Origin of the sequence: Elioraea sp. (assembly GCF_022842375.1) — a bacterium.
Taxonomy (GTDB): Bacteria; Pseudomonadota; Alphaproteobacteria; order Acetobacterales; family Acetobacteraceae; genus Elioraea_A.
The window spans coordinates 67,699-87,623 of record NZ_JALHPR010000003.1 but is presented as its reverse complement, the minus strand read 5'-3'; the positions used below and the strand labels follow the sequence as shown (position 1 = coordinate 87,623).

At 70.7% G+C, this 19,925-nt stretch carries 25 protein-coding genes and 2 tRNA genes; 6 read left to right on the top strand and 21 right to left on the bottom strand.

Annotated elements, in window-relative coordinates; all coding sequences use genetic code 11:
• Positions 1-11: 11 nt before the first annotated feature.
• Positions 12-827 (bottom strand): class I SAM-dependent methyltransferase, encoded by an 816-nt coding sequence (locus Q0C38_RS03785; RefSeq protein WP_291295724.1) that lies wholly within the window; start codon positions 825-827, stop codon positions 12-14.
• Between the two features lie 100 nt (positions 828-927).
• Between Q0C38_RS03785 and Q0C38_RS03780 the strand changes: the two genes are divergently transcribed.
• The 5 genes from Q0C38_RS03780 (at position 928) to Q0C38_RS03760 (ending at position 4,847) form a co-directional block, all read left to right on the top strand.
• Positions 928-1,962: a radical SAM protein gene (locus Q0C38_RS03780; RefSeq protein ID WP_291295723.1), complete on the top strand. Its 1,035-nt coding sequence runs from the start codon at positions 928-930 to the stop codon at positions 1,960-1,962.
• Positions 1,963-2,170: 208 nt separating this feature from the next.
• Positions 2,171-2,770 (top strand): TetR/AcrR family transcriptional regulator, encoded by a 600-nt coding sequence (locus Q0C38_RS03775; RefSeq protein ID WP_291295722.1) that lies wholly within the window; start codon positions 2,171-2,173, stop codon positions 2,768-2,770.
• Positions 2,767-3,477, top strand: a complete 711-nt coding sequence (locus Q0C38_RS03770) for a glutathione binding-like protein (RefSeq protein ID WP_291295721.1) — start codon at positions 2,767-2,769, stop codon at positions 3,475-3,477. The genes Q0C38_RS03775 and Q0C38_RS03770 overlap by 4 nt, the downstream gene beginning before the upstream one ends.
• 4 nt (positions 3,478-3,481) lie before the next feature.
• A complete protein-coding gene (locus tag Q0C38_RS03765) occupies positions 3,482-4,171 on the top strand; it encodes a glutathione S-transferase family protein (protein WP_291295720.1) in 690 nt (229 codons plus the stop codon).
• Positions 4,172-4,325: 154 nt separating this feature from the next.
• The gene (locus tag Q0C38_RS03760; protein ID WP_291295719.1) at positions 4,326-4,847 is read left to right on the top strand and encodes a redoxin domain-containing protein; all 522 of its coding nucleotides are present in this window, start codon (positions 4,326-4,328) and stop codon (positions 4,845-4,847) included.
• Between the two features lie 28 nt (positions 4,848-4,875).
• Here Q0C38_RS03760 and Q0C38_RS03755 read toward each other — a convergent pair whose 3' ends face one another.
• The 15 genes from Q0C38_RS03755 to Q0C38_RS03685 form a co-directional block, all read right to left on the bottom strand.
• Positions 4,876-5,577: a DUF3047 domain-containing protein gene (locus Q0C38_RS03755; RefSeq protein ID WP_291295718.1), complete on the bottom strand. Its 702-nt coding sequence runs from the start codon at positions 5,575-5,577 to the stop codon at positions 4,876-4,878.
• Positions 5,574-6,266, bottom strand: a complete 693-nt coding sequence (locus Q0C38_RS03750) for a TIGR04283 family arsenosugar biosynthesis glycosyltransferase (RefSeq protein ID WP_291295717.1) — start codon at positions 6,264-6,266, stop codon at positions 5,574-5,576. Before Q0C38_RS03750 ends, Q0C38_RS03755 begins: the two co-directional genes overlap by 4 nt.
• Positions 6,263-6,907, bottom strand: a complete 645-nt coding sequence (locus Q0C38_RS03745) for a ferritin-like domain-containing protein (RefSeq protein ID WP_291295716.1) — start codon at positions 6,905-6,907, stop codon at positions 6,263-6,265. The genes Q0C38_RS03750 and Q0C38_RS03745 overlap by 4 nt, the downstream gene beginning before the upstream one ends.
• A gap of 465 nt (positions 6,908-7,372) precedes the next feature.
• A tRNA-Phe gene (locus Q0C38_RS03740) sits at positions 7,373-7,448 on the bottom strand.
• Positions 7,449-7,519: 71 nt separating this feature from the next.
• Entirely contained in the window at positions 7,520-7,717 is a 198-nt protein-coding gene (locus tag Q0C38_RS03735; protein ID WP_291295715.1) for a DNA gyrase inhibitor YacG, read from the bottom strand.
• Positions 7,714-8,919: a ribonuclease E/G gene (locus Q0C38_RS03730; protein WP_291295714.1), complete on the bottom strand. Its 1,206-nt coding sequence runs from the start codon at positions 8,917-8,919 to the stop codon at positions 7,714-7,716. Before Q0C38_RS03730 ends, Q0C38_RS03735 begins: the two co-directional genes overlap by 4 nt.
• The gene (locus Q0C38_RS03725; protein ID WP_291295713.1) at positions 8,898-9,506 is read right to left on the bottom strand and encodes a nucleoside triphosphate pyrophosphatase; all 609 of its coding nucleotides are present in this window, start codon (positions 9,504-9,506) and stop codon (positions 8,898-8,900) included. Before Q0C38_RS03725 ends, Q0C38_RS03730 begins: the two co-directional genes overlap by 22 nt.
• Before the next feature lie 18 nt (positions 9,507-9,524).
• Positions 9,525-9,743: a translation initiation factor IF-1 gene (gene infA / locus Q0C38_RS03720; RefSeq protein ID WP_291295712.1), complete on the bottom strand. Its 219-nt coding sequence runs from the start codon at positions 9,741-9,743 to the stop codon at positions 9,525-9,527.
• A 105-nt stretch (positions 9,744-9,848) separates the two neighbouring features.
• A complete protein-coding gene (gene hisD / locus Q0C38_RS03715) occupies positions 9,849-11,135 on the bottom strand; it encodes a histidinol dehydrogenase (protein WP_291295943.1) in 1,287 nt (428 codons plus the stop codon).
• A gap of 5 nt (positions 11,136-11,140) precedes the next feature.
• The gene (gene hisG, locus Q0C38_RS03710) at positions 11,141-11,863 is read right to left on the bottom strand and encodes an ATP phosphoribosyltransferase (protein WP_291295711.1); all 723 of its coding nucleotides are present in this window, start codon (positions 11,861-11,863) and stop codon (positions 11,141-11,143) included.
• 63 nt (positions 11,864-11,926) lie between these two features.
• Positions 11,927-12,691 carry a hypothetical protein gene (locus Q0C38_RS03705; protein WP_291295710.1) on the bottom strand — a complete coding sequence of 255 codons (765 nt, stop codon included), beginning with the start codon at positions 12,689-12,691 and terminating at the stop codon, positions 11,927-11,929.
• The gene (locus Q0C38_RS03700) at positions 12,688-13,872 is read right to left on the bottom strand and encodes an OpgC family protein (protein WP_291295709.1); all 1,185 of its coding nucleotides are present in this window, start codon (positions 13,870-13,872) and stop codon (positions 12,688-12,690) included. The genes Q0C38_RS03705 and Q0C38_RS03700 overlap by 4 nt, the downstream gene beginning before the upstream one ends.
• A gap of 161 nt (positions 13,873-14,033) precedes the next feature.
• Positions 14,034-15,296, bottom strand: a complete 1,263-nt coding sequence (murA, locus tag Q0C38_RS03695; RefSeq protein ID WP_291295708.1) for a UDP-N-acetylglucosamine 1-carboxyvinyltransferase — start codon at positions 15,294-15,296, stop codon at positions 14,034-14,036.
• 13 nt (positions 15,297-15,309) lie between these two features.
• Positions 15,310-15,864 carry a dCTP deaminase gene (gene dcd / locus Q0C38_RS03690; RefSeq protein ID WP_291295942.1) on the bottom strand — a complete coding sequence of 185 codons (555 nt, stop codon included), beginning with the start codon at positions 15,862-15,864 and terminating at the stop codon, positions 15,310-15,312.
• An 87-nt stretch (positions 15,865-15,951) separates the two neighbouring features.
• Positions 15,952-16,152, bottom strand: a complete 201-nt coding sequence (locus Q0C38_RS03685; protein ID WP_291295707.1) for a hypothetical protein — start codon at positions 16,150-16,152, stop codon at positions 15,952-15,954.
• A 120-nt stretch (positions 16,153-16,272) separates the two neighbouring features.
• Here Q0C38_RS03685 and Q0C38_RS03680 point away from each other — a divergent pair.
• Positions 16,273-16,347 (top strand) — tRNA-Thr (locus Q0C38_RS03680).
• 85 nt (positions 16,348-16,432) lie between these two features.
• Here the strand turns inward: Q0C38_RS03680 and Q0C38_RS03675 are convergent.
• The 5 genes from Q0C38_RS03675 to Q0C38_RS03655 are packed head-to-tail and all read right to left on the bottom strand — an operon-like array spanning position 16,433 to position 19,924.
• The gene (locus Q0C38_RS03675) at positions 16,433-16,669 is read right to left on the bottom strand and encodes a hypothetical protein (protein WP_291295706.1); all 237 of its coding nucleotides are present in this window, start codon (positions 16,667-16,669) and stop codon (positions 16,433-16,435) included.
• Between the two features lie 56 nt (positions 16,670-16,725).
• Positions 16,726-17,094: a hypothetical protein gene (locus Q0C38_RS03670; RefSeq protein ID WP_291295705.1), complete on the bottom strand. Its 369-nt coding sequence runs from the start codon at positions 17,092-17,094 to the stop codon at positions 16,726-16,728.
• 12 nt (positions 17,095-17,106) lie between these two features.
• On the bottom strand, positions 17,107-18,309 hold the full coding sequence (locus Q0C38_RS03665) for a hypothetical protein (RefSeq protein ID WP_291295704.1): 1,203 nt from the start codon (positions 18,307-18,309) through the stop codon (positions 17,107-17,109).
• Entirely contained in the window at positions 18,306-19,256 is a 951-nt protein-coding gene (locus Q0C38_RS03660; protein ID WP_291295703.1) for a hypothetical protein, read from the bottom strand. The genes Q0C38_RS03665 and Q0C38_RS03660 overlap by 4 nt, the downstream gene beginning before the upstream one ends.
• Positions 19,256-19,924, bottom strand: a complete 669-nt coding sequence (locus tag Q0C38_RS03655) for a hypothetical protein (RefSeq protein ID WP_291295702.1) — start codon at positions 19,922-19,924, stop codon at positions 19,256-19,258. The genes Q0C38_RS03660 and Q0C38_RS03655 overlap by 1 nt, the downstream gene beginning before the upstream one ends.
• Position 19,925: the final 1 nt, after the last annotated feature.

Sequence of the window (19,925 nt, the reverse complement as noted above, 5' to 3'; positions counted from 1 at the left end):
CCGACGAAAGGTTACGTCCGCATCGCGACGCCGATCTGCGCGACCGCGCCAAGCGCGACCGGCCCGACGCCCTGGTCGGCCTCGAGCGCCTCGGCGAAGGCCGCTTCCACCGCCGTGCGGTCGGGTCCGAGGCCATCGAGCAGCGCTGCCATTCCCGGCGCGAAGTCGAGCGCGGCGGCGAGCGCGCGGGCCGAGGCGGCGTGCAGCGTCGCCTCCACCCGCATGACCCTGGCGGCGCCGAACCCGCCTGCGTCGAGCAGCGCCACCAGCGCCGCCGGCTCGGTGTAGCGGAGTTGCGCTGGGATCGGCCCTGCCGGCGGCGGGGCCCCGCTGACCCGTTCGACCGCTGACCGGAGCCTCGCGGCGAGCTCGTAGCGGCCAGGCTCGGTCCAGGTCACCACGGCCAGAACCCCACCGGGCCGCAGCACCCGATGCAGCTCCCGCAAGGCCGGGACGGGGTCTGGCAGGAGCACGACGCCGAAGCACGACAGCGCCAGGTCGAAGGCGCCATCCGGCCGCGGCAGGGGCAGCCGGGCATCAACCTGCTCGGCCAGGATCGCAGCCCCGGCACCACGGTGCCGGATGCGTGTAACCATGGCGGCCGATGCATCGAATGCAGTGACGTGGGCGCCGCGCGCGGCCGCCTGCAAGGCCGCGCCGCCCGCACCGGCGGCGAGGTCGAGCAGGCGCGCGTCGCGGAGCGGTTCGAGCAGATCGAGCGCTGCGGTTGCGAAGGCATCGGTGAGGCCTTCGAACACGGCTTCGTAGGCTTCGGCATGCCGGTCCCAGCGGGCGGCGTCCTGGTCGGGCTGGAGGGTCGCCGGCACGGCCTCGGGCATGCGAGGATCGGGGGAGCTCGGCGTGGGCAGAGCGGAGGGGGACGTTGGATGCATCGTCGAAGCGTAGCCGTGGCGGGGAGCGCACACCATGACCGTTGAGGGACAGGTCGCCACGGAGCGGCGCTTCGCCCTCGGGCTCGGGCTGACCAACGAGTGCAACCTCGCCTGCGCCTTCTGCTACCGCGACCCGACGCGGACCGATCGCCTGGGCCTCGACCAGGTGCGGTCGGTGCTTGACCGGCTGCCGGTGCGCTCGGTCAACCTCGGCACCGGCGAGAACGGCATGCACCCGGAGTTCCGGGACATGCTCGGCTATTTCCGCAGCCAGCCGGTCAAGCTCACCATCACCTCCAACGGCCATTCGATCGAGGTGCTGGATGATGCCGAGCTGCGCAGCTTCGCCGACGTGGAATTCTCGCTCGACTACCCGACACGCGAGGAGCAGGACGCCCAGCGCGGGGACGGCAATTGGGACCTGATCCAGCGCCAGGCGCGCCGCTGCCGGGAAATGGGCGTTGGCGTCACGATCATCGCGGTCATGATGCGCAGCAACCACCTGCGCCTCGCCGAGATCGCCGAGGTCGCTGCCGCATTCGACGCGCCGCTGCGCCTCAACGTGTACCAGTCGGTGCGCAGCGACAGCTACGCGCTCACCTATGACGAATACTGGGACGGCTTCGCCAGGCTGTTCGCCGAGACCGACGCAATCGCCGTGGGAGAGCCGCTGGTGCGCGCCATGGCGGGGCTGCCGCCGCGCCAGGGCGGCTGCGGCGTGGCGACGGTGCGGGTGACGCCGCGCGCCACGGTGCAGCCTTGCGTCTACTGGCCGGGCGGCGGCGCGCCGCTCGATTTGCTGCTCGGTGCCGGAGAGGCGATCGTGGAGAGCGCGCCCTTCGTCGCCGCGCGATCGGTGCCGCCTGCCTGCGAGCCCTGCGCGCACCGCGCCACCTGCGGCGGCGGCTGCGCGGGGCGCCGGCGGCTGATGGAGGCGCTGGACGAGCCGGACCCCTATTGCCCGGTGGTGCGCGGCGATGACCGGCGGCTGCGGATCCGCATGGCGCCGCAGCGTGACCTGCCGAAGCTCGAGAGCGCCTGCACGACCATCGTGACGGCGCGGCGCTGAGGGCGTCGATCTCCATCATCGCGCCGTTTCCGGAACGCTGCGATCCGCTCCGCCGATCACGGGCGGTGGGTGGCGCGCCGCAGCCGTTGCAATAGCGAAGGCAACCCGCGCCTGACATGAGGAGATCGGCCTCTTGCCACGCCTTGTGGATGTTCTATAACAGTCGCTCTAAAACAAGTGATGCCTCCAGCCGAGGGGATGCGGCCGCATGGCGCGCCCGCGTGCGTTCGACGAGATCGCGGTGCTTGACGCCGCCACCGATCAGTTCTGGCAGCATGGCTATGCCGGAACGTCGGTGCGCGACCTCGGCCGGTCGATGGGGTTGGTGCCGGCGAGCCTCTACAACGCGTTCGGCGACAAGCATGCGCTGTTCACCCGCTGCCTCGATCGCTACCTCGATCGGAACATGCGGGAGAGGATCGCGCGGCTGGAGCGAGAACGCCCACCGCACGCGGCGATCACCTGTTTCCTGAACGAGATCGTCACGCGATCGCTGGCTGATCCGCGCGGGTGCCTGCTGGTCAATTCCGCGCTGGAAGTCGGCCCGCACGATCAGGCGATCGGCGCCGTCGTGGCGGCCCGGCTGGCCGAGCTGGAGGGCTTCTTCCGCCGCTGCGTGCTGGCCGGCCAGCGCGACGGCACGATCGCGCCGCAGCCATCGGCGCACGACCTCTCGCGGCTTCTGCTGTGCACGGTGATGGGCCTGCGCGTGCTGTCCCGCGCCAGGGCCGATGCCGCGCTGCTGCGCGGTGCCGCGCGCCAGGCCCTTGCCCTCCTCGATCCCCCCGCCCCGGAGCACCGCGCATGATCGACCTGCACTACTGGACCACGCCCAATGGCCACAAGGTCACGATGTTCCTCGAGGAGGCGGAGCTCGCCTACCGCATCATCCCGGTGAACATCTCGCGGGGCGACCAGTTCAAGCCCGAGTTCCTCGCCATCGCGCCGAACAACCGGATCCCTGCCATCGTCGATCATGCCCCGGCCGATGGCGGCGCGCCCGTGCCGCTGTTCGAGAGCGGCGCCATCCTGCTCTACCTCGCGGCGAAGACCGGCCGCTTCATGCCGCATCCTACCGACATCCGCGGGCAGGCGGAGGTGCTGCAATGGCTGTTCTGGCAGATGGGCGGGCTTGGCCCGATGGCCGGGCAGAACCACCATTTCGCGCACTACGCGCCCGAGCCGATCGCTTACGCGATCAATCGGTACGTGAACGAAACAGGGCGCCTGTACGGCGTGCTCGACAAGCGCCTGTCCGACCGTGCGTTCATCGCCGGCCCCGACTACTCGATCGCCGACATGGCCTGCTACCCATGGGTCGTGCCGCACGCACGCCAGGGCCAGGACCTCGCCGACTTCCCGCACATCGCGCGGTGGTTCGCAGCCATCGCGGCGCGGCCAGCGACGGCGCGTGCCTATGCGCGCGCCACCGAGGTCAATACGGAACCGACCGTGACCGCCGCCTCGGCAGCGCTGCTGTTCGGCCAGACCGCAACGACAGTGAAGGGGCGCTGATACCGTGGCACGTCACCTCTACGAACTCTGCGGTGCCGACCCGGACCGCGTGTTCAGCCCGTTCTGCTGGCGCAGCCGCATGGCACTGGCGCACAAGGGCCTCGACTTCGAGAGCATCCCCTGGCGCTTCACCGAGACGGACCGCCTCGCCTTCGCGCAGCATGCCAAGGTGCCCGTGCTGGTGGACGGCGACCGGACGGTGGCCGATTCCTGGACCATCGCGCGCTACCTCGACGAGGCCTATCCCGACCGGCCGAGCCTGCTGCATGGGCGGCCAGAGCCCTATCGCTTCGTCGCGGCGTGGAACGATGCGGTTCTTCAGCCCGGCATCGCGCGGCTGATCGTCTCCGACATCCCGCCCCTGCTGCGCGAGGCGGAGCGGAGCTATTTCGTGGCAAGCCGCGAGAAGCGGTTCGGCATGACGCTCGACCAGGTCACCGCCGACCGCGAGCAGAAGCTGCCGGCCTTCCGCGCCACGCTGCAGCCGTTGCGCCTGGCGCTCGCCCACGGGCCATTCCTCGGCGGCGATGCGCCCGACTACGCCGACTACATCGTGTTCGGCAGCTTCATGTGGGCGCGCAGCACGAGCCCGCTGTCGCTGCTGGAGGAGGGCGACGTCGTGCTGGTCTGGCGCGAACGCCTGCTCGACCTGCACGGCGGCATGGCGCGGCGCAGCCCTTGCTTCGGCGCATGAGCACGCCCGCGACCACATCACCCGGCGCGGCACCGGCGGACGCGCACGGAGACCCGGCGTGCACGATGCGAGCGAGGCGATGCTCCTCGTCCGCCCATCGGCGTGTCAGGCGGGATCAGGACGCGACATCACCATGAACGGGAGAGAGCCGACCATGACCCAATCGACGAAGCTCGCCGCGGGCGAGGCATTCCCGGCCATCGCGGTGCCGCGCCTGGGCGGCGGCGAGATCGCGCCCGCCACGATGCAGGGCTGGCGGCTGCTCGTGGTCTATCGCGGCAAGCACTGCCCGCTCTGCAAGCCCTATCTCGGCACGCTCGACTCACTGCTCGATGAGTTTGCCGCGGCCGGCGTCGCGGTCGCTGCCATCTCTGCCGATCCGGAGGAGAAGGCAGCGGCCGATCATGCCGAGTTCGGCTGGCGCTTTCCGCTGGGCTACGGGCTGAGCGTGCCGCAGATGCAGGCGATGGGCCTCTACATCTCGCACCCGCGCTCGCCGCAGGAGACCGACCGTCCCTTCGCCGAGCCCGGGCTGTTCCTGATCAATCCCGCCGGCCAGGCGCAGCTGATCGACATCTCCAACGCGCCCTTCGCCCGCCCAGACCTCGGCGGCATCGCGCGTGGGGCGAAGCGCATCCAGGAGATGAACTACCCGATCCGCGGCACGCTCGCCTGAGCCGAGCGCCCCCGGGCTCCCGGCGGGATCAGCCCGCCACGAACCGGGGTGGCAGGAGTGCGACGGCGGCGCGCCCACCGAGATCGTCGGTGTCGGCTGACAGCGCGAGGTGCGTCGGCGGCGGTGCGGCATCGCCGAACGCCGCGCGATAGTCAGAAGCTGGGTCCACCCGTTCGTCACACCAGGTGCCAAGCGGCGCGTCAGGCCCCTTCCTGACCAGGAGGATGCCGTCAGGCGCGAGGTGCGGGTTGGGCATCACGGTTCCCGCTGGCGCCCGCCCGCCCCACACATAGCTCAGCGCGCGGCCGGAGAAGGCGCTGCCGAGCAGGCCGCGTCTCAGGCCCCGCCGCAGCACGGCACCAAGCCCGCCGCCGCTTCCCGCGCCGGCGAACAGCAGATGGACGCTGGCCGGTCGGTCGTCTGCGCCGATCGCCGTCGCGTCGCTGGCTGGCGGGGTGGCCATGACACACCAGCGCCACACCATGCGATAGCCGGGCGACGGCACTTCGCCCGGCGCGATCGGGCGCAGCAGGAAGCCGACCGCGCGTTCGGCGTCGATCGTGACCACCCCATCCGACAGCAGGCAGAACCGCACCGGCGCGCGCCCCGGCACGTCGAGACGCTGCCACCCGGCGGGGTCGCGTGCCGGGTCTGTCGTATCGGCGTGCACGGGACGTGGCATCGCGAGGGCCGCGAGCATCGCCGGCAGGCTCCGCCGCGGCGTGCTCATCGCACCCGCTCGCGAGCGGAATCGTAGATCCGGGCGAGCTGATCGGGCGACACGCCGAGCGCATGCAGAAGGTGCAGCCTTATCCACCCCGTCACGATCGCCCGTGGCCCGCGGCCGACGAAACGGCGCGACGACGTGGTCAGGGCGGGTTGCGCTATGGTGACGGTCGGGCCGGCACGCTCCATGCGGCGGGCAAGATCGAAATCCTCCATCAGCGCGATCGGCCTGATCCCGCCGATCGCGTCGAGGGCGGAACGACGGATGAAGATGCCGCTGTCGCCGTAATAAACGCCGTGCCGCCGCAGCCGCGCATAGAACCCCTCTAGCCAGCGAGAGAAGGGATCATCGCCATCGAACAGCAGGCGGAAATTGCCGCCCTGGGCCTCTGGCCGCGCCGACAGGGCGGCCTCGATCGCGGCGAGGCCGCCATGCGGGAAGCGCGAATCGGCATGCAGCATCAGAACGACGCTGCCGCGCGATGCGGCAATCCCGCGTGCCAGCTGCACGCCACGGCCGGGCGTGCCACCGATGCAACGGGCGCCATTGGCAGCCGCGACCGCAGCCGTGTCATCGACGCTGCCGCCGTCGCTGACGAGGATTTCGTGCAACGGTGCATCCGCGCGCAGTTGCGCCAGCAAGCCCGGCAGCCGCGCGGCCTCGTTCAATGCCGGGATGACGACCGAGATCATCCGGCAGGGACCGCGGCCTCGGCGGCACCGAAGGCCCGCGCCTCGCCGTGGCCGATGAGCCCCACCCGCCGGAACGTCACCTGCAGGCGGCGCCAGCCGGCGTCCAGCCGCGAGCGTGGGACAGCACGCCACAGGATCACGCCGTGGTCCTCGACGACGGCCTGTGCGCAGTCCTGCCACAAGCGATGCAACGCATGATGCAGCGCCAGCCGTTCATCGATCGGACGGGCGGCCAGGTCAGCTGCCTTCAGCAGAATGCGGCCCAGGGCGAGATGCCGACTTTCGTCACGCCCGGCGAGCTGGCAGATGCGCTGGAGGATCGGGCAGGGAAAGTCGCGCACGAGGTCCTGCTGGATTGCCAGCGCTTCGCTCTCCAGCACCACGTGCGTGGCGAGAACCAGACCCCCGGCTGGGCCCTTCCAGTCGGCGATCCGGCTGAACGCGTCGGCCAGGAGCGTCCGGCGTGGGCTGATGTCGCCGAGACGAGCGAGATAGCGTTCGTAGGCCTCGCAATGCCGTGCCTCGTCCGTGATCTGGGTTGCCAGGGCAAGCCGCAGCGCGCCGTCCGGCAGCAGCGGTAGGAGAGCCTCGCACGCCGATCGTGCCGCCCGTTCGCCATGCAGGAACTGGCTGGCCAACATCACGTGGTTGCGCCGCGGCAGCCACCAGGGCCGCACCGGCGCGAGACGCCAATCGATGTCGCACTCAGCCGACCAAAGCTGCGAGGCAGCCTTCGCTGCGAGCGCCGCCCCGTCCCTCTCAATCGAAGCGGCATTGGGCCAGACAGCGGCTGTTGCTGGGCCTGGGGCGGAGCGTTGCGCAAAGCCACGCGACGATTGATCACCGGCAACCCCTGAACCCATGCGCGTGCTCCCGGACGTTCCCAATCCTTTCGCGGTCGGTGGCGGACAGGTTACGCGCTGCTGTGGGGCAGGGCTGCGGCGGCGGCGCGGCGGGGCCATGCCGGCCTCGACGGCAGCCAAGCCCGCGTCCGTGGCGAATGAGGTCATGGGTCGGGAGAACCTCATGACGCGACAGGCTGATCGGCTCCCCGTTTCGCGCTGGACCGCTACCCGGTGCGCTCGATCCGGGACATTTGAATAAAATGGTGCCCAGGGCCGGAATCGAACCAGCGACACTGCGATTTTCAGTCGCATGCTCTACCAACTGAGCTACCTGGGCACCAGCAGAGGCGGGCGGTGATACAAGACCGCGCCGCACCTGTCCATCACCCCCCGCACCAGAGCTTGAGTTCAGCGCTCATCGCCGCCGTCATCCCCCGTCGAGCCTGTCGTCTCGTCGGTCTCGACGCGGTAGCCACCGGAGAGCCAGCGGTGCAGGTCGATGTCAGCGCAGCGCTTGCTGCAGAACGGCCGGAGCCGCGCTGCCTCGGGTGCGGGGCTGAGCGGGCGGCGGCAGATCGGGCAGAGCTGGCGTCGAGGTGCATTCATCGTCGGCGGCCATCCTCCACACGCCAGGCCGCGTCGGGCAAGCCCGGCTCCTCCACGAGGGCCAGCGGCCGACCGGCCTTCGCAGCATAGGCCGCCAGCGCTTCACCGCTCCGTGCAGCGGCGACCACGGCACGGGAGGCGACGAGCCTTGGTGCCGCACCCGGCTCGGCCGCCAGTCGAAGCGCCGCGCGGAACGCAGCCAGCGCCTCGCTGAGCGGGGAGGGAACCACGCCAGACGCTGGCGTGCCCAGCAATTCGGCCAGGGCTGGATGGATGCGTGGGCGAACGACCTCGAGCAGCCCGAGGCGGGAAAAGCCGAGCACCCGCGCGTCGGGCACCGTGGCGGCGAAGGCGGCTTCGGCGGCGGCAAGCAGCGCCGCGCGCCCGCCCTTGCCGCCGGGAAGCCCGGCGAGGTCGATCACGATGTTGCCCGAGAGGCTGCGCAGCGCCACCTGGCGCGCCGCCTCCAGAAGCCCCGTGCGGTTCGCCGCCTCGCGCACGGCGCGTGCGCCGCCCCCCCCGCCACCGCCCCCACTGCCCGTGTCGATGTCGATCGTCGTCACCGCCGCCGTGATCGCGATCGCGAGCCTGCCGCCGCGCGGCAACGGTACCTCGGGCGCTCCAAGCCCCTCGATCTCCTCCTCCAGTGCCGCGTCGAACAGCGGGGCTGGGGCTGTCGCGATCCGCCCGGCAAGTGCTGGGAAGCCGGCGCGGAGGGTCGCGGCGAGGTCTGGGTCATCGGTCACGATCGCGCCCGGCGGGTCGGCCAGCGCGCGGGCGACGGCACCTGGGCCTGGCGAGACGAGGGCGGGGGGTGGAACCCGCAGCGCTGCCTCGCGGTCTGCCGCGTCGAGGCGCGCGCTGGCTCGCGACCCCTTGCCGCCCATCGGCGCCCGGGTGATGCGGACGGGGAGGGCCTGTCCGACCGTGACGATCGCGCCGATCGGGCGTGCGGGCGTGCCGTCAGCCCGTGCCGGGTCGGCCTCGTCTGCCGGGAGGAAGGCGACGGCACCACCACCGATGGCGATGAACGCACCCGCCAGTGCCTGGGCGACCGCAGTCACGCGGGCGTGGCAGAGCGCGCCCACGAGGTCCGCCTGCGAGGTCCGCTCGATCGTGTAGGCGACGAGCCGCCCGGCGCGGAGGCGGGCGAGCCGCCGCTCACCGGGACTTGCTGCGATCAGGAGCCTGTCGGTGTCCATGGCGTCGCCCATGGTCCGGGATAGCCGAGGCCGGCGAGCAGCGATGCCGTCTCGGCCAGCGCAAGGCCGACGACGTTGCTGTGGCTGCCGCCGAGATAGGGGATGAAGGCCGCCGCCATGCCCTGGATGGCGTAGCCACCCGCCTTGCCGCGCCACTCACCCAGCGCGAGATAGGCCACGATCTCGCGCCGGTCGAGCCTGCGGAACCGCACGGCGGTGGTGACCAGCCGCTCGGCCCGCCGCCCGTCCGGGCCGACCAGGGCGATGCCGCCGAGAACGCTGTGCCGCCGGCCCGAGAGGGCGGCGAGGCAGGCCAGCGCCTCCTCCTCCGTCTCGGCCTTTGGGAGTGTGCGGCGGCCGAGGGCGACGACGGTATCGGCGGCGAGCACGAAGGCGCCTGGATGGCGCGCTGCGACCGCGTCCGCCTTGGCGGCGGCGAGCCTCGCGGCAAGCCGGGCCGGCAGCTCGCGGGGGCGTGGCGTCTCGTCGATCGCGGCAGGGTCGACCGCGTCGGGAACCAGGCCGATCTGGCGCAGGAGGTCCAGCCGCCGCGGCGAGGCGGAGGCGAGAACGAGGGGCGGCCGCACGGGACGCCGCCTGGCCGGCTACTTGAACCGGAAGGTGATGCGACCCTTGGACAGGTCATACGGGGTCATCTCGACCTTGACCCTGTCGCCGGCAAGAACTCGGATGCGGTTCTTGCGCATCTTGCCCGAGGTGTGGGCGAGGATGATGTGGTCGTTGTCGAGTTTCACGCGGAACATGGCGTTGGGCAGAAGCTCCGTCACCATGCCGTCGAACTCGATCATGTCTTCTTTCGGCATCGAACCCCGTGATCTTGCCCCGCCGAGCGGGGGCGTTCCGTGTTGCGGCGGGAACATGATCCCCGCCGGAAGACGGGTCAAGCTGAGCCGGGCGCGCGCCTTGCCCTATCCAAGCCTGAGCGCGATGGAACGGGCATGGGCCGGCAGCCCCTCGGCTTCCGCGAGGGCCACCGCCGCTGCGCCGATCGCGGCCAGTGCCGCGGCATCGGCCGACACCCACGTCGTGCGCTTGAGGAAATCGAACACCGAGAGGCCAGAGGCGAAGCGGGCGGTGCGCGAGGTGGGCAGGACGTGGTTCGGCCCCGCCACGTAGTCGCCCAGCGCCTCGGGGCAGTGGCGGCCGAGGAACACCGCCCCCGCATGGCGGATGCGTCCGAACAGGGCGGCCGGCTCCGCTACCGCAAGCTCGAGATGCTCGGGTGCGAGGCGGTTCACCAGCTCAGCCGCCTCGCCGAGGTCGCGCACCACCACGATGGCGCCATGGTCGCGCCAGGAGGCGCCGGCGATCGCCGCGCGCGGGCTGAGGGTGAGCTCATCCTGCACCGCGGCGGCGACGCGGTCGGCGAAGCCGGCATCATCGGTGACCAGGATCGCCTGTGCCGCCTCGTCATGCTCCGCCTGGGCCAGCAGGTCGACGGCGATCCAGCGCGGGTCGTTCAGGCCATCGGCGACCACGACGACCTCTGAGGGACCGGCGATCATGTCGATGCCGACCGTGCCGAACACCTGGCGCTTGGCGGCCGCGACATAGGCGTTGCCGGGGCCGACGATGCGGTCGACGGGCGCGATCGTCTCGGTGCCGTAGGCAAGTGCCGCGATGGCCTGCGCGCCCCCGATGCGCCAGATCTCGCTCACCCCCGCCCGCCTCGCCGCGGCAAGCACGAGCGGGTTCAGCACGCCATCGGGTGCGGGAACGACCATGGCGACGCGAGACACGCCCGCCACGCGCGCGGGAATCGCATTCATCAGCACCGAGGAGGGGTAGGCCGCCTTGCCGCCAGGCACGTAGATGCCGACGGCATCGAGAGCGCCCCAGCGCATGCCGAGGTGAACGCCCGACGCATCGCGCGTCGCAAGGTCGGCGGGCATCTGCGCGCGGTGGAATGCCGCGATCCGGGCAGCGGCCATGTCGAGCGCGGCGGCAAGGGCCGGCGAGGTCGCGGCATCGGCAGCTGCGATCTCGGCCTCCGTCACGCGGAACCGGTCGGGCGTGATCGCCACGCGGTCGAACCGCTGCGTGTACGCGGCGATTGCCGCGTCGCCGCGGGCGCGAACCTCGGCGATGATCGCAGCGGCTGCGGCCTCGGCATCGACGTTCGCCTCGGCGCGGTCGGCCAGCAGGGCGGCGAAGCCGTCCTCGAACCCGGGATCGGTGGTGGCGAGCCTGCGCACGTCGCTCATGCCGCGGCGGCGGCGGCGCGGAACCGCGCGATCCACCCGCCGAGCAGTTCGGGGCGCGTCTTGAGCGCAGCGCGGTTGACGATCAGGCGGGAGGAGACGTCGGCCACATGCTCCACCTCGACCAGGCCGTTGGCCCTGAGCGTCGAGCCGGTCTGCACCAGGTCGAGGATCAGCCGGGACAGGCCGAGCGAGGGTGCAAGCTCCATCGCGCCGGACAGGTGGACGACATCGGCCGTGACGCCGCGCGCGGCGAAGTGACGGCGGGCGGTGTTGGGATACTTGGTCGCCACCCGCACCTGGCTCCAGCGCGAGGGATCGTCGGCCCAGGTCCCCTCGCCATGCGCATCGGCCGCGGGGGCCGCGATCGAGAGGCGGCAGAGGCCGAGGCCGAGGTCGAGTGGGGCGTAGAGCTCGGGATAGTCGAACTCGGCCAGCACGTCGGAGCCGACGATGCCGATCGCGGCAGCCCCGAAGGCGACGAAGGTCGCGACATCAAAGGGGCGCACGCGGACGACGTCGAGCCCGGCATCGGCAGTGGCAAACCGCAGGCGGCGGCTGTCCTCGTCGGCGTAGTCGGCGTCGGGCACGACGCCGGCGCGGGCGAGCAGCGGCGACAGCTCGGCCATGATCCGCCCCTTCGGCAGGGCGAGCACGAGTGGTGCTGCGGCTGCGCGCGCGAGGGTGGGGGTGGAAAAGCCGGTGGTGCTGGTCGCGTTCACGGCGCGGGTGGTAGCATCGGGGGGAAGGGGCAACAAGCCGCCGGCAGGCGCCTCGCACGCGTCTCAGCGCGTGGTCTGGCGCACACCATCGCGGATGAGCTCGGCCAGCTTTCGCGCGATGCAGGCATGCAGCTGGTCGGCCGCACTCTGCCATTCCGGCCTGGGCGCGCGTTCGAGGTCGATCTGCCCGGCGGCGGCCCAGAAGCGCATCAGCTCGTAGCGCTGGAACATCGCGGCACCCGGCGTTGCCGCCGCCGCCGTCTCGAGCGCATGCCGGAACGGGCCATAGTTCAGCGTGGCGCGCGAGAAGCGGCTGAACTGCATGTCCATCACCACCGCGTCGGCTCCACGGCGCACCGCCTTCTCGATGCCCGAGGCCACCGTCGCGCCGTAGCCGTCGGGGTCGAGGCCTCGCACGGCATCGACCGTGCCCGATTGCCACACGAGAAGATCAGGCCTGAACTCGGCCAGTCCTTCGATGACCATCGGCAGCATGTCGGCCGCCGTCAGCCCGCGCCCGCCGCGCGTCTGCACCGTGGCGGTGATTCCTGGAAACGCGGAGGCGAGCTCCTTCTCCAGCCGCTGGGGGTAGGAACTGCCCTGGCCGGAGGTGCCGCCATTGGTCGATGACCCTGTGCCGACGACGAGGACGCGGAGGGTGCGCCGGTTACGCACCGCGGCGGCGGTGGCGGGCAGGGCACCGCTCGCGACGGTGAATTCGGCGGGCGCGGCGCACCTGTCCCCCGTCACCGAGGCGGCGAGGGGCAGAGGATGCGCGGCCATGGCCAGCAGGGCCAGCGCGGCGAAGAGCCTGCGGCAACCGGTCATGAAGCACCGCTATCAGGTGACGATGGTTGCGCCAAGGGAGAAGGCAGCGTCGCCTTCTCCCTCGTACCCGGGCCGCCACGGCCCTTGCCGTCATACCAGGCCTGGAAAGCCGAGATCGCGACGCAGACAGCCCAGCCGACGATGGCGATGACGAGCTGCGTCGCGAAGGTCGCGTCCCACTCCTGCATCACCAGTCGGCCGAGGAAGGAGAGGAATACGCCAAGCGCGAACACCACCAGCCCGTGCTGGCCCGGCATTGTGAAGGGCAGCGCCGCCCAGGAGGTGAGCCAGCGCGCCCCCGGCGGCACCAGCCGCGCGGCGAGGTAGGCAAGCGAGAGAAAATGCAGCAGCCGGATCGGGTGCAGCCCGGATTTGTCGATCGTCGTGTAGATCATCGCCGCGACCGGCTCGGGCAGCGCGCCATAGACCGCGGGGATGCGCCAGACGGCGCTGATGAACAACCCCGCCAGCACGCCCATGATCGCAAACGGCAGCAGCACGGGGCCGGCGCGTTGCAGCGCGGCCTTCACGCGATCAGGCATCACCGCGACGGCGGCACCGCCCACGAACAAGAACTGCCAGGCGAGCGGGTTGAAGAACCACTCGCCCTGCGCGGTCGTGAGGTTGAAGCGCGTCACCCTGATCAACAGGTAGAGCCCGCCGGAGACGCAGAGCAGCACGAGAGGACGCCGGATCAGCGGCAGCATCAGCGCGAAGATCAGCAGGATGACGATGTAGAGGGGCAGGATGTCCATGAACGCCGGCTGGAAGCGCAGCGACAGCGCATCGAGCACGGCGATGTGCGGTTCGTCGAGGAACGCGCCGATGTTGATCTCGTCGATATAGGCAGGGTTGGCGAAGCGCGCGGCCGACCACGACACCTGCGCCACGAACGCCACGAACATGAAGATGTGCATGACATAGAGCGACCAGACCCGCAGCACGACGGCCGCTGCCGCATAGGCCCAGCCATGCCGCTCATAGGCGCGGCCATAGGCGAAGGCGGCCGCGTAGCCGGCGAGGAAGATGAAGCTCTCGGTGCTGTCGGAGGGCCCGAGCACCTGCAGGGTCAGCACCCAGAGCGCATGGTCGGGGATGTGGCCGACGAAGATGCAGTAGAGCGCGAAGCCGCGGAAGAAATCGACGCGGATGTCGCGGTTGGTGCGGACGAGTGAGCGCATCGTCCCGCTTCAGGCTCAAAGCCCGTTTGAGAATGCGCTGTCATGAGCCGGATGGCGCGGTGTCCGAGAACCGGCGCGCAGCGGCCTCAAGGGCCGTGAGCACCGGAAGCGCAGGACACCAAAGCCAGGCGGCCGTGACAGTAGCATTGTCAATCGGGCTCTCAGCCGGGGATGCGTTCGATCGCCGCCCCGCAGGCGGCGAGCTTCTCCTCGACGCGCTCATAGCCGCGATCGAGGTGGTAGACGCGGTTGACGATCGTCTCGCCCTTCGCCGCGAGGCCTGCGAGCACGAGAGAGACGGAGGCGCGGAGGTCTGTCGCCATCACCGGCGCGCCGGAGAGGGCTGGCACGCCGCGGACGATCGCCGAGGCGCCGTGGACGACGATGTTGGCCCCCATGCGCGAGAGCTCGGGCACGTGCATGAAGCGGTTCTCGAAAATCGTCTCCGTCACCATCGACGCACCCTCGGCGACGCTCATCAGCGACATGAACTGCGCCTGCATGTCGGTGGGGAAACCGGGATACGGCTCCGTCATCGCATCCGCCCCGTGCAGCCCGTTCAGCCGCTTCACGCTGAGCCCGCCCGCAGCCTCCGCGACCTCGACGCCCGCCTCGCGCAGCGTGCGCATGACGGCGCCGAGATGTTCGAGCTTGGCGCCTTCGAGGAGCACGGAACCACCGGTGATGGCGGCCGCACAAGCATAGGTGCCGGTCTCGATGCGGTCGGGGATGATGGGGTGGGTGGCGGCGTGAAGGCTCGTCACGCCATGCACGGTCAGCCGGTCGGTGCCAACGCCCTCGATGCGCGCGCCCATGGCGGTGAGGCAGGCGGCAAGGTCGCCGATCTCGGGCTCGCGCGCGGCATTGGCGATCACCGTCGTGCCTTCGGCGAGGGTGGCGGCCATCAGCAGGTTCTCGGTCGCACCCACCGAGACGAAGGGGAAGATCACGTTGGCCCCCCTCAGTCCCTTTCGGGCCGTGGCGGTGACGTAGCCTGCCTCGAGCGTGATTTCGGCGCCGAGTTCCTCGAGCGCCTTGAGGTGCAGGTCGATCGGCCGCGTGCCGATGGCGCAGCCGCCGGGCAGCGACACGCGGGCCTCGCCGGTGCGGGCGACGAGCGGCCCGAGAACGAGGACCGAGGCGCGCATCTTGCGCACGATGTCGTAGGGCGCCTCGGATGAGGTGATCGCGCCGCCGATGGCAAGCACGCGACCGTCATTCCCCACAGGATCGACCGCGACGCCGAGGGTGCGCAGCAGGGCGGCCATCGTCGCGATGTCCGCCAAGGCAGGCACGTTGGTCAGCGTCAGCCGCTCATCGGTGAGGAGGCCCGCGGCCATCAGCGGCAGCGCGGCGTTCTTGGCCCCGCCGATGCGGATGGTGCCCTCGAGCGGCCGGCCGCCCTGGATGCGGATACGGTCCATCGCGCGCGCCCCTCTAGAGCTTCGGCAGCGCGACGCCGCGCTGGCCCATGTATTTGCCTCGCCTGTCGGCGTAGGAGGTCTCGCACACCTCCGTGCCCTGCAGGAACAGGAACTGGCAGATGCCCTCGTTGGCGTAGATGCGCGCGGGCAGCGGCGTGGTGTTGGAGATCTCGATCGTCACCTGGCCCTCCCACTCGGGTTCGAGCGGGGTGACGTTCACGATGATGCCGCAGCGCGCATAGGTTGATTTGCCGAGGCAGATCACGAGCACGTCGCGCGGGATGCGGAAATACTCGATCGTGTGAGCGAGTGCGAAGGAGTTGGGCGGGATCACGCAGACATCCGTCGTACGGTCGACGAAGGAGGTGGGCGTGAAGTTCTTGGGGTCGACCACCGCGCTCTCGACATTCGTGAAGAGCTTGAAGTCGGGGCCGACGCGCGCGTCGTAGCCGTAGGAGGAGAGGCCGTAGCTGATCACGCCGTCACGCGTCTGCTTCTCGACGAAGGGCGAGATCATCCCGCGCTCGGTCGCCATGCGGCGGATCCAGTGGTCGGGCATGATGCCCATCGGGCGCGACTCCACGGCGGTGTCAGGAATGCCCGAGGATGTAGCGGAGGGAGTGGGGCGGCTCAACCGCCGCCAGGCGCGGGGCGGCTAGCTGCCCTGCCGCGGCTCGGCGGGGCCGGTGCGGGCGCGGGCCTGGGCCTTGCGGCGGATCAGGTTCTCGCGCAGCGCCGCGGCACTGCGGGCATCGCGTGCTGCACGGGCCTCGCGGCCCGCCTCGGTGAGGGCTGGGGAGGATACCGGGGAGGGGGGCTTCCCGCGGGGACGTCCGGGGCTTTCGCTGTCCTGCATCGCACGGTCCTGGCTGGTCCCGGCAGCGACGTCAATGGCATCCGTCGTTGGCGGCCGGGCGCCGCCCCTTGCTGCGTGCGCCTTGTCTGGCGGCCGCCGCTGTGGCAGGAACCCGGCGGCGCTGCTGTAGCTCAGTGGTAGAGCACTCCCTTGGTAAGGGAGAGGTCGACAGTTCAATCCTGTCCAGCAGCACCATGCGCACCCCCGGCCTGTGCCGCGGCACCGGCGGGGAAGCGCGGCACCGCTGCCGTCCCCCCCGCCGCCTGGTCGGGGCCGCGCCTCAGACGATCGCCGAGACGCTGACCGAGGTGCCGGTGTTCGTCGTCACGTGCAGGATCGCGAAGCTGTCGGACGAACGCGTCAGTAGCATGTCGCCGCGGCGAAGCAGGTGCGCGCTCGAATCGAAATAGCCGGGTGCGAGGATCGCCGCGCGGCTGTCGGCGTCGTTGCGGTAGTGCCAGAGCGTAAAGCCGTTGGCATAGGCGAGCACGCTGAGCTTCTGGACGTCGAAGGGCATCGGATCGGTTCCTTGGACCAGGGGGAAGGTGGAGCGATAGAGAACGTCAGTGCGGCTCAGGCGGCCGTGGCGATCGCGGTGTCGAGGTCGCCGGCCTGGAAGGTGATGCTTCCCCCGGCCGTGATGTTCACCGCGGCAGTGAGCGAACCCACCCAGAGGCACGTGCCGCCGGTCGCGGCGGTGAACAGCCCGGCATGGGTGAAGGAGCCGAGCGTCGTGGTGAAGCCGGCGAAGGTGACGGCCGCACCGTTGGTCGCCGTCGTCCCTGTCGGGACCAGCGTCGCGGGCTGGCGGGCATAGCCGCCGCTCGCCGCCTCGCCGACGAGGCCGGATGGGCTCTGCCCGGTGCCGAGGCCGACGAAATAGCTGCCGCTGACGGCAGCGAGTGCCGCCGCCGCGCCGGCGGTGGTCAGGTTGCTTGGCATGGATCTGCTTCCTTAGAGTTCGACGGGAACGCCGGCCTCGTGCGGCGCGACGTGCATGACCGGAACGGGGCTCAGCGCATCCTCCGCGGCCTCGGTGATGGCCGTGATGGGCCCCGGGTTGGCCCACATCGCCCGCGAGAGCACGCCGCGAGGCGGCGTCGTCCCGTTGGCGAAGCTCGTGTACTGGCCGCCGCCGGCCGCATAGCGCAGCCGCGACGTCGCCGCGAGGCTCGACACGGCGAGGTCGACCGTGGCGTAGCCGGTCGTTGCAACGGCGCTGTTGTCCACGGCCGCGGCTGCGGTCACCGTGCCGAGGGTCAGGTCGAAGCCAGGGTTCGTTCCCTGCCTGACGATCGGCAGCCGCTGCGGTGACGCGATGAACGCGCGGACGGTCGTCGCGTTGATCCGCACCGCCCTGACGAGGCGCGGCTGGTCGATCTGCTCGGGCACGAAGCCGTTGTGGCCCGCGATCCTGACCGCGACATGCGCCATCGCGCGCCAGGCGGATGAGCGGATGTCGTGCAGGAAGTCGCTCGAGCCCTCGACATACCCGCCGCGCGGCACGGCGGAGCCGACATGCACGGGCCTCAGTACGAAGGGCCGCCGGGCGAGGCCGGCGAAGGCCGGCCCGCCGGCGAGCGCCTCCATCGCCGCGCGGCCCTCGCCGACGCGTGGCGCATCGGCCGAGGTGCGGCTTGCCTGCGGCACGGGCAGGATGCGGAATTCGCCGAAGCCAGGCGCGCAGGCGGCGTTGAGCGCGTCGTAGAACCGACCAAGATGGTCGGCGTAGTGGCTCGCCGACCAGTTGGTGTTCGCGTTGGCGAAGTCCGTGCTCGGCATGTAGTGCACGTAGATGCAGAGGCGGCTTGGACTGGCCCGTGCCACCAGGTAGTCGCGTGTCGCGACGCCGTGGACATCGAACGCATTGTTCGTGTCGTGCCAGAATGCGTTGCCGAAGCTCCACTGGTACGACCGCATGACCGCGGTATCGCTCACCGCCGTCCAGCCACCCGCCGGCTGCCCGCCATCAGACCGCCCTTCGACGGCGACGGTAACGGCCGGCATGAAGCCCTGCAGCAACGACAACAGCCGCTGCGAGGCGGCTGGCAGAGATTGCATCGGCGTGTCCACGGTCTCGCCCGAACCGCTCAGCGCCATGATCGCCTTCGACTGCGCGCCGATGACGACCATGACGTTGCCGAAGCGTGCGGTCATGACGAGACCCGGGCGAGCAGCTTGTCCAGGTTGTTCTCGATGCCGGCGTTCGTGATCGGCGGAAGTCGGTCGAACCCGAAGGAGTGCACCTGGAGGTTCGTGCCGATGCCTGCCACGCTGCCATTGTTGTTCCAGCGGCTGCGGTTGACTTCGGCGACCTGTGCCTGGTTCGTCACGCTGGTCGTGGCCGCGGTCTGCGCGATGAACATCGTCTGGTAGTTCACGTCGGTGCCAGGCCATGCCTTGATGAACAGGCGGCTGACCTGGTCGGGGGCACCGTTCTCGTCGCGATCATCGTTCAGCACGGCCGCCAGCGCGTACCAGGTGCCATCGGTCCTGAGGTTGTTTGCCGTCGCGGCCTCCAGATACGTGCCGCTGGTGTCGCCTTCGCGCGACAGCGTGACGTTGCTGGTACCGCCGATGCGGATGCGGTAGGCACGCGCGGTCTCTCTTGCGTAGGTGCTGTTGTTGGCACCAACCCGCAGTAGCGTCGTTGCGTGCGACGCGCCGGTTCGGCGGAACAGGATGTAGGCGACGCCGAGGCGGTTGCTGCCGCTCGTCCCGACATAGGAGGCAAGCTGCGGCAGGGAGAGCCAGTCTCCCGCCGCCAGGTCGGTTTCACTGACGCTCGCGAAGCTCATCGTCCTGGTCGCGCTGCTGTGCGCTGGCTGGTTCGCGGCGGTCGCCTGCGTCAGCGTTCCGGTGAAGCCCTGGCCGGAGGCAAGTGTCGAGACGGCTCCGTTCGCGGTGGTGACCAGGAGGTCGTTGTCCGCCCGGAAATCATAGAGCCCGTCGCGGTAGCTGATCTCGTTGTTGCCGAGGCCGGCAGCGCTTGCCGTGAGCGTGCTGTCGACGGTCCAGGCAAGGCTCGTCGCCTGGGCCGGGCCTTGCGGCGGGACGACGGTGAAGCGCCGTGCCCGCACGCCCATCGTGTATGCGGTTGGCATCAGGCCACCGTGTCGCCGGAGAGCGTCCAGATCGCAGCCGCGCCGCCCGTGTTCGCCCCGACGATGACCGAGACCATCGCGTGCTGGCCCGCCGTGCGCACATGGCCGCTGCGGTTGACGAGCGTGGCCCCCGCGGCGGTGACGAACTGCACCTGGCCGGCTCCGGCCTGCATGAAGGTGACGTTGAACCCGACGGGCAGCGCGGCCGGCAGTGTCACCGTCACGGTGCTGCCAGCGGTCAGGCGCATCGTCGTGCCGCTCTGGCCCGCCGCCAGCGTCATGGCGGTGGCGGAACTTTCCGTCACGGAGACAAGATAGTTCGAGGCCTGGCCGCCGCCGAAATCACCGGTGAAGCCGCCGCCGCCCGTGGCATCGGCCGCGGGCGCCCAGGCGGTGCCGTTCCACTTCAGCACCTGGCCGGACGCAGCCCCGCCCTGCTCGATCTGCCCGAGCGGCAGCGGGCCCGCGGTGAAGGCGTCGGCGCCCGTGCGCCGCATCACGCCCGTGCCGGTAACGCCGGCCAGTGCCGTGAGCGCGCCCGATGACGGCTGCAAGCCATTGCGCAGCTGCGTGACCGTGAGCTTGCGGGTCGTGCCCGACTGGTTGGCGACGAGTTCGTCCGTTCCGGCTGCCGCGCCGGCGGCCGGGTACTTGGAGATACGGGGCATC